Below are 7028 nucleotides of genomic sequence, written 5' to 3'. Positions count from 1 at the left end.
CTTATACTCCTATAGCAAATAGCTGATATATAATCACTACCACAATCTTTACATATCCAATTTACTTTTCGATCCATTCCATTTGTCATTTTATAAATATCCAATCCAAGCTCATCATTCTTCTCAAAATCCCATTCATCAAACAAATCAGGTCGATGTCTCAACATAGCATTCTCAGCTAATGCAATTGTTGGATCAATTGTTCTTATAATTAATTCATTAACAGTATCAGTATCATTAACTTCACTCATTTCAATTACCAAGCTAATCCCTCCTTATATCAAAAAATGAGTGCAGCAATTAACGATCTAATCACTACACTCTTATTATATACTTATAATTTACTAATTACAACTAATAAACGAAAATTTATCCAATAAAAGAGTTGTTTTATTTTGCATTTATTTTATAATTTATTAAATATGCTGAAAACGCTGAAAAACTAGGCTACAATCGTTGATATGACAGGGTTTGTGAGCATCATTTTATGAAACTTATATGATTGCTGTATTTTAGCTGATTTACCCGTTACCCAATAAAAAGTTTATTTTATGCTTTTTTATTTGCTTAAAACGTATGCTTCAACCTCTTCTTCACAGCTTTCACAATACCATGCACCGCCATTTGATAAAGTAGCAATGAAGTTCTTTTCAGATTCATGTCCACAATAAGGACAAAACTTAATAAGTTTATTTGCTTGTTCCATCTCATTCACCCTCCTATTTTTTGATTAAAATACAAATCTCGCACTATCCTTAACTTCAACAATCTCAACTGCTTCAATCACAAATTGTGGAGTTACATTTCCTCTCCAACTATTCAATCCTGTTTTACCAACAACGTTTAAAATTGCTGTTTTATTGTCTTTTTTGAGGTCAAAAAGCTTCGAAATGTCACTAAATTTGATGAATTCAACGCCATTTACGTTAAATTTGAGGATATTTTCGCCTTTTCCAATCACTTCCGCATCGCCTAAATTGACTTCAATCTGTTCTACTGCATAAAGTGGCTGATCTAACCCTTTGCCCCATAATTTATCGTATCTTGATACATCTAATATGAAATCTTTCGTTAACGATTTAGCATTCATGATTAAATCCACCATATATGATTCATCTGCATCTAATTCATACAATGCTTCATTGATTAATTCATTCAAATACTTAATATTCTCAAACTTGATTTTCACACCAGCAGCTTGATTGTGTCCTGACACATACTCGAATAGCCCTAAAGTGTTTAAGAATGTATTTGTATCTGCAATTAAAGGATCGTAGCCACGTAAAGAACCAACTCTGAATCCTTCATTCTCTTCCTTATTGTCTTCACGCAATATAACTACTGGCTTACGATAATCGCCTACTACTTTTGAAGCGATGTAACCTGTGAAGTTATCAGGAAAATCTGATTTAACATTTAATACAATAATACGATTCTTATCTAAATCCTTCTCTGCAATCTGAAGTTTCAATTCTTCATAAATCTTATCTCGCATTCTTGCTTGTTTTGCATAGGTGTTATTACAAATTCTCGATACTCGTTCACCATAAGACTCTTCTTTATTTGGTCGTCTTAACTTAGGATTGATAGTAGTTTCTTCATGTCCACACATTGCTTTGAATAATTCCAGCTTATCTTCTTGCGTTCCAACACGAATCAAACTGTTAATCTTAGGCAGCAATTTAAAACTTAGCACATTAGGAGTCAATTCAGTGCCATCCTCAAGATTCTTTTTAATTAGCTCTTTAAGGAAGTCGTTATTAATCTGACTTAACCCCTTTGTAACAAGCCACTTAGTTTCCTTTTCAGAAATCTTCATTGCATCTCCAACCATACCGAAGGCAACTAAATCCAAGTAATAATCAGCTTCATTCGTTCCTAATCGTTTGTCGATTTCTTGAATGAATTTATATACCATACCTGCACCACTGATTTCAGTATTTGGATATGTGCTTTGTGGCAATTTCGGATTGATAATTGTTGCAAACTCTGAATCCTTTTCACATTCATGGTGATCCAATAAGATAATTTCGATTCCTTTTTTAGCCAACTCTTCATAAATTTCATACTCGTTTGATAAAGAATCGGGTGCTATAATTAAGTTAGTACCCTCAGGAATTAATTCAACTTCAATCCCATGCTTTTTATTAACGTGTAGTGCATAGTCGAAATCACGCTTAAATACTTTTCGTAAGTTTGATAATAAAATTGCTGATGAATCGAAACCATCATTATCGCCATCAATAAAAATGAAGATTTTGCTGTTTCGTGCAATATGGTCAAAAAGAACATTAACTCCTTTTTCCATATTCGGTAAGTCTGACGCTGGATGTTCAAATTTAGTTGGTGATAAATGCCACTCTAAATCCTCTTTATTTAACCCACGATTTTCTGCCAATACCTCTACTACATTAAAGAGGTTGTTAGCTCCTTTTAATTGGTAAATATTCATCAACCTCTCTCTAGTTATATTATAATTTATTAATTTGATATTAAAGACAAATAAAAAATCCCTTTTACTCTTTAATTAAATCATATGTCTCTTCAAATATGTCTTTCCTTACTGCCCATCGCTCTCCCTTAATTCCAGTTACGATATAAGCATCTTCATCAAAAGTCAGCTTTCCTTCAAGTGTTTGTATATATGGTTTCATAGGATGATTATTCTCTTCTTCAAATACTTGTATAAAACCATCTTCCATTCCTTTCTGATATTGCTCTGCTTCAACTGGAATTGGTTTCTTAATATACTTTGCCATCTCTTCTTCCTCCTTTATCCAATAAAAGACTTCTTTTATCGCCTTCCATGACCGACTGTTATCACCATATTCTTAGAAATTGCCTCAAACATGTTCTGATCAGTGTCTAAACCCTTATATACCAACGTTTCTATATCACTTTCAAGCAGTTCATCGTAAAACCAGATATTTACCTTGATATTCTGCATTTTCTTCATCTCCATATAAAATCGGTATTTTATTCAACGTAGATTTCCATGATATTCTTCTCTAAATTTGTAAATAGTTTATTAATCTCTTTAAATAGTTCATCTGTGGCTTGTGCTTCTCCGTATGCAGTCAATCCAGTTTTTGTTGTTTCTTCATATCCAATAATATAAAGTGGTTTTTGGCTCATTGCTGTAGAACCATAACCTTTGGCGTTAGCCTCTAATAATTCATTGATTAATTTGATTGATCTGATTTTCATTTTTTTACCCCTTTTCCATTTTTTAATAAGCATAAATTCAAACTCCATTTATAAATATAGCCAGCTCGATGCAGACTGACATATTGGTGATACTGCTTACTTGGTTTAATTAAAATTAGGACTGACCCTATAAATTTTCTAGTAGGTCTAAAGAGCCTTGATTGGTATATCGTTATTAAACCTACAACAAACCAGAACCCCCACATTAGCAATGTAACTATAGCAAAACCACCATATACCGTTATTTTGAATTCAGCTAATGCTTCAAGAAATTCTATCAATTACCTTCCCCCTTCTCAATCAATTTGTTATTTTATTCTGCTTCGCTAAACGTATAAATACTATTTATAGTTGTAACAACTACCTCTTTACTTTTAACTTCAAATGATTCAATCTTACTCGTTCTGACAAATCCACCTTCAAGATACGAGTATACGAGTGGAACATCTATCTCCAAATAGTCAAACTTGAGTTTATGTCCTTTTCGTCTAGATTCTCGTTCTAATACTTCACCTGTATGTTTGTTTCTAGCTTTTTCGAAGATGTATGTTTTATCTAATATTTTCATTTATTTACCTCCCAATTATTTATTCTTTATTATTTAATCTTTAAATTCTACAACTTTATCATTCTCTGTGTTCATAATGTAATATGGAGGTGCAACACTAACATTAAATTTACTCGCTGCTTGTAACGCCAATCGAATTCTCTCAACTGGAGACAAATCTGCACCTTCAGTTGCATGTAATGATCCTAATGCGAAATACACTCCTGAGCCACATGCATCGTAATTATCTGAAGACTCTCCAACTTGATAGTCATCTTCAATGTTATATAACTTGCCTTTGTAGCCCAATAAGAATGTGCCACCACTTTTATCTCCACTATGATTTTTACCAAATCCTCCATGCTCAAATGTGGAAATAACATTGGGAACAAATTTAGTTACAAGATATTTGTGGTCAATATTTGGCTCATCTCGACTATCAATTAATCCAGTAGCATACATTAAAAGCTGTCCCATTCGGAAAGAACTTGTGAATCCTAGAATTGCATTATCAGTGTCTTTCAACTTAAATACTTTCTTATCTTTTCTCACTGTTTTGGAGTAACCGTTTGATCCTAATGAATCTCCTCCAATGTAAGTCACACCTTCATGTACTAATCCAACGATACAAGTCATTTAATTTCTCCTTTGTGTTAAAATGTAATTATTATATAAAGTAGGTGACACCATGAATCCACCAAAGCCAGTTACAGTTAGACTTGATGATATTGAAGCTAAACTGGATGAGCTAATTAAAATACAAAAGTCTCCATACACACCTCAGCCAATTTCCTCTGATTGGTTAGCATTTGTTGAATATGCAAGTAAGACTAAACTTGATCCCATTTTCCTTTTGGCATTAACCAAACGTGTTAGAGGTGAAGGATAAAATCTCTCTAATAAATGTAAGCCTGACTATAGTTCTTAATTACATTAATTTCGTACTTTCCATCTTCATCATATAATCTATCAACTCTTACACTTGTGTTGCCACTGCTAATTAATGAATACGGCAAATTAGGATTCTCTTCTAGTTGCTTAATCTTTGTTTTAATCCATTCATTAATAATGTTATTAGGAACATCATATCCTTCTGCAAAGCTAAAGAAGTCTTCTGGGTATTTAGGTATATTCATTATTATTTCCTCCTCTAAAACTCATATTTTATTTGGTTATAATTTATTAATTAACAACATTTAATATCTCCCTTTTGTTCTTCAATAGCGAATTTAATGTGCTCAAACCGAAGTCACTAGGAGATGATTTATATTTTGTTTCATTTAATTCATCAAACAATACATATGTTCTGACATACGGGGAAAATCTTCTCCCTAGTTTAACAAGATATTCAATGTCTCTTTTTTCTTCGTCGCTGCCATGTTCTTTGTACATTCGATCAGTGGCAATTATTATCTCTTCAATTCCAAGATTAAGTAACATCTCGACTTGCATAGAAGAAATATTTCTACCCATCATTGCTACTGAAAAATTGTTGTCTGGGTAGTAGCTTTCACATTGAAGAACGCTCTTTTCGCTTTCAAACAGAACAACTTTTTTCAGTTTTTTTATTACATTCTGATTTTGATACATGCCGTAAAGCTGTCCATACGAAGGGAAATTGTACATTTTGCCTTGTATGCTAAGAGGTAAATACTTATAGCCAGAATCAATCTCCCACTGGTTTAATGCACGTCCTCTAATTCCAATCAAGTCTCCTGTTAATGGATGATAATGAGGAATAACAATTCGGTTGTCTTTGTTGTAATACATTATTTTAAATTTAGTCATAGCTGCGTTCGAAATATTGTCCTTAAGAAATTCTGGATGATGAACATTTGAAAACACATCGAGAATTTTCTCTGAGTACGTCTTCAGTTCAGGCAATTCAACACGTTTCTTCTTGGACATTCTCTGCATCCATTGAAGTTCCTCGCTCAGCTTATCTTCTTTTTCAAGCTCTAGTCCGAACCCAAAACCGAATTGTTTTCCTGTTGCTCTCGCTACATAATCAACTGATGCTGTGAATGAAAGTTCTTGATTTCTATTTGAAAACACTTTTTGACATAAACCGAACACATCATACGAACAACCACAAGTCGTATAACAATGAAATGACTTTCCCTCTTCATAGTAGTAGAGCTTCATGCTTCCACTATGCTGATTATGACAAATTGTATTTGTAATTAATTGTCCTTTTGAATCGGTTTCATCTATAAAGTCGTCTGCACCAAGACTTGTTAATAATTGCTTAATATCACTAATCGTTAAACTCGATTTGAGGTGATCCTTATTATGCCTAATGATTGTGATTCACCTCTTTTAGAAATCGAATGATACAGGAAGAGCATCAATTGAAGCTCCGTCTGGCAAAATATCTAAGTCTTCCTCTTCATCTTCCTCTTCAAACTGAACTTTAAGTGGTTTTAGATTAGGAATAAGAATTCCCTTGTAGTCCGTAGAAAAGACATCGGTTGTTCGAAGTGTAGAATGGTCAACATGAATCCACAATCTTACACGTTTCCATTTGTTCCCTCGGTTTTTATAAATATTTAAGCTAAGATTCGGCTTTAATCCAAATGGTACTGGTATTCCACTGTGCATAACTGATGAAATTATTTCTTCATCTTTACTATTAATGTCCAACAATAAAGCTCCCATATCAACCTTTTGTTCAATCGCTTTAGCTCCTGAAAGACTGCCATCATCCATTTCTCCCTCTTTATAATTGCTGTTCAATTGAGTTGAAGTGGCAAGGAAAACGTTGTGTTTGTTCGCAATCTCTTTAAGACGAATAGACATTTGCAATAAAATTTGATGCTCTTGAAGTCCTTTTGCGCCTGCCTTAGCCATAGATGAGAAGATTTTCATTGATGTATGAATATAATCGTAGGACACATACGAGATGTTGTTTTTGCTGATGTTCTTTACAATAGTGTGCTCTACATCTTCTAAATCGAAATCATGTAATTCTTCAAACCAAAATGGAGTTTCTTCAAGTATGTCGATTGCTTTGTAAATACGTTGCTGCTCTTCTGCTGTCAATGTAGCGTTTTGTAGTCTATCTTCAGGGACATTGGCAATGTAGCATAGAGCAGGGATTTTTACTTCATCTTCTTCGAGTTCAGTTGTGATGAATAAACAGCGACCTGTTGCTCCAGTTTTGATCCACTCTTTCTTATTCTCATCCCAAATTTCAGGAACACAGATTGACAACATTGATGCCAATGAAAACCTTGATTTTCCAGTCCCAGATGGCGCAGACACCATATAAACC

The 7028-nt window shown here is 33.4% G+C and carries 12 protein-coding genes; 1 reads left to right on the top strand and 11 read right to left on the bottom strand.

Annotation, left to right across the window (positions count from 1 at the left end):
• From AC1DSL_RS14815 to AC1DSL_RS14780, 8 genes are all read right to left on the bottom strand, one after another.
• Positions 1–263: zinc-ribbon domain-containing protein (locus tag AC1DSL_RS14815; protein ID WP_477532758.1), on the bottom strand; the 263-nt coding region annotated here is incomplete at its 3' end.
• A gap of 296 nt (positions 264–559) precedes the next feature.
• Positions 560–706 (bottom strand): hypothetical protein, encoded by a 147-nt coding sequence (locus AC1DSL_RS14810; RefSeq protein WP_477532757.1) that lies wholly within the window; start codon positions 704–706, stop codon positions 560–562.
• 24 nt (positions 707–730) lie between these two features.
• The gene (locus AC1DSL_RS14805; protein WP_477532756.1) at positions 731–2452 is read right to left on the bottom strand and encodes a DHH family phosphoesterase; all 1722 of its coding nucleotides are present in this window, start codon (positions 2450–2452) and stop codon (positions 731–733) included.
• A gap of 64 nt (positions 2453–2516) precedes the next feature.
• The gene (locus AC1DSL_RS14800; RefSeq protein ID WP_477532755.1) at positions 2517–2759 is read right to left on the bottom strand and encodes a hypothetical protein; all 243 of its coding nucleotides are present in this window, start codon (positions 2757–2759) and stop codon (positions 2517–2519) included.
• 217 nt (positions 2760–2976) lie between these two features.
• Complete coding sequence (locus AC1DSL_RS14795; protein ID WP_477532754.1) at positions 2977–3207, bottom strand: hypothetical protein; 231 nt, start codon at positions 3205–3207, stop codon at positions 2977–2979.
• Positions 3204–3488 (bottom strand): hypothetical protein, encoded by a 285-nt coding sequence (locus AC1DSL_RS14790; protein ID WP_477532753.1) that lies wholly within the window; start codon positions 3486–3488, stop codon positions 3204–3206. The genes AC1DSL_RS14795 and AC1DSL_RS14790 overlap by 4 nt, the downstream gene beginning before the upstream one ends.
• Before the next feature lie 32 nt (positions 3489–3520).
• Positions 3521–3775 (bottom strand): hypothetical protein, encoded by a 255-nt coding sequence (locus AC1DSL_RS14785; protein WP_477532752.1) that lies wholly within the window; start codon positions 3773–3775, stop codon positions 3521–3523.
• Positions 3776–3808: 33 nt separating this feature from the next.
• Positions 3809–4390: a hypothetical protein gene (locus AC1DSL_RS14780; protein ID WP_477532751.1), complete on the bottom strand. Its 582-nt coding sequence runs from the start codon at positions 4388–4390 to the stop codon at positions 3809–3811.
• A gap of 52 nt (positions 4391–4442) precedes the next feature.
• On the opposite strand from AC1DSL_RS14780, the gene AC1DSL_RS14775 reads away from it, so the two are divergent.
• Positions 4443–4643, top strand: a complete 201-nt coding sequence (locus AC1DSL_RS14775; protein ID WP_477532750.1) for a hypothetical protein — start codon at positions 4443–4445, stop codon at positions 4641–4643.
• A gap of 7 nt (positions 4644–4650) precedes the next feature.
• Here AC1DSL_RS14775 and AC1DSL_RS14770 read toward each other — a convergent pair whose 3' ends face one another.
• The 3 genes from AC1DSL_RS14770 to AC1DSL_RS14760 form a co-directional block, all read right to left on the bottom strand.
• Complete coding sequence (locus AC1DSL_RS14770; protein WP_477532749.1) at positions 4651–4890, bottom strand: hypothetical protein; 240 nt, start codon at positions 4888–4890, stop codon at positions 4651–4653.
• Between the two features lie 46 nt (positions 4891–4936).
• Positions 4937–5899, bottom strand: coding sequence for a hypothetical protein (locus AC1DSL_RS14765; RefSeq protein WP_477532748.1), 963 nt, complete (start codon positions 5897–5899; stop codon positions 4937–4939).
• Positions 5900–6073: 174 nt separating this feature from the next.
• On the bottom strand, positions 6074–7028 hold a 955-nt coding region (locus AC1DSL_RS14760; protein WP_477532747.1), incomplete at its 5' end, for a DnaB-like helicase C-terminal domain-containing protein.

This window comes from Paenisporosarcina sp. P4_D4, from assembly GCF_056401835.1.
The sequence above is the reverse complement of the archived record's forward strand: the minus strand, read 5'-3'. Positions and strand labels throughout refer to the sequence as shown.

Coding starts and splice junctions, on each gene's coding strand:
- AC1DSL_RS14810 (WP_477532757.1), bottom strand. CDS start 706: ATGGAACAAGCAAATAAACTTATTAAGTTTTGTCCTTATTGTGGACAT.
- AC1DSL_RS14805 (WP_477532756.1), bottom strand. CDS start 2,452: ATGAATATTTACCAATTAAAAGGAGCTAACAACCTCTTTAATGTAGTA.
- AC1DSL_RS14800 (WP_477532755.1), bottom strand. CDS start 2,759: ATGGCAAAGTATATTAAGAAACCAATTCCAGTTGAAGCAGAGCAATAT.
- AC1DSL_RS14795 (WP_477532754.1), bottom strand. CDS start 3,207: ATGAAAATCAGATCAATCAAATTAATCAATGAATTATTAGAGGCTAAC.
- AC1DSL_RS14785 (WP_477532752.1), bottom strand. CDS start 3,775: ATGAAAATATTAGATAAAACATACATCTTCGAAAAAGCTAGAAACAAA.
- AC1DSL_RS14780 (WP_477532751.1), bottom strand. CDS start 4,390: ATGACTTGTATCGTTGGATTAGTACATGAAGGTGTGACTTACATTGGA.
- AC1DSL_RS14775 (WP_477532750.1), top strand. CDS start 4,443: ATGAATCCACCAAAGCCAGTTACAGTTAGACTTGATGATATTGAAGCT.
- AC1DSL_RS14770 (WP_477532749.1), bottom strand. CDS start 4,890: ATGAATATACCTAAATACCCAGAAGACTTCTTTAGCTTTGCAGAAGGA.
- AC1DSL_RS14765 (WP_477532748.1), bottom strand. CDS start 5,899: ATGAAGCTCTACTACTATGAAGAGGGAAAGTCATTTCATTGTTATACG.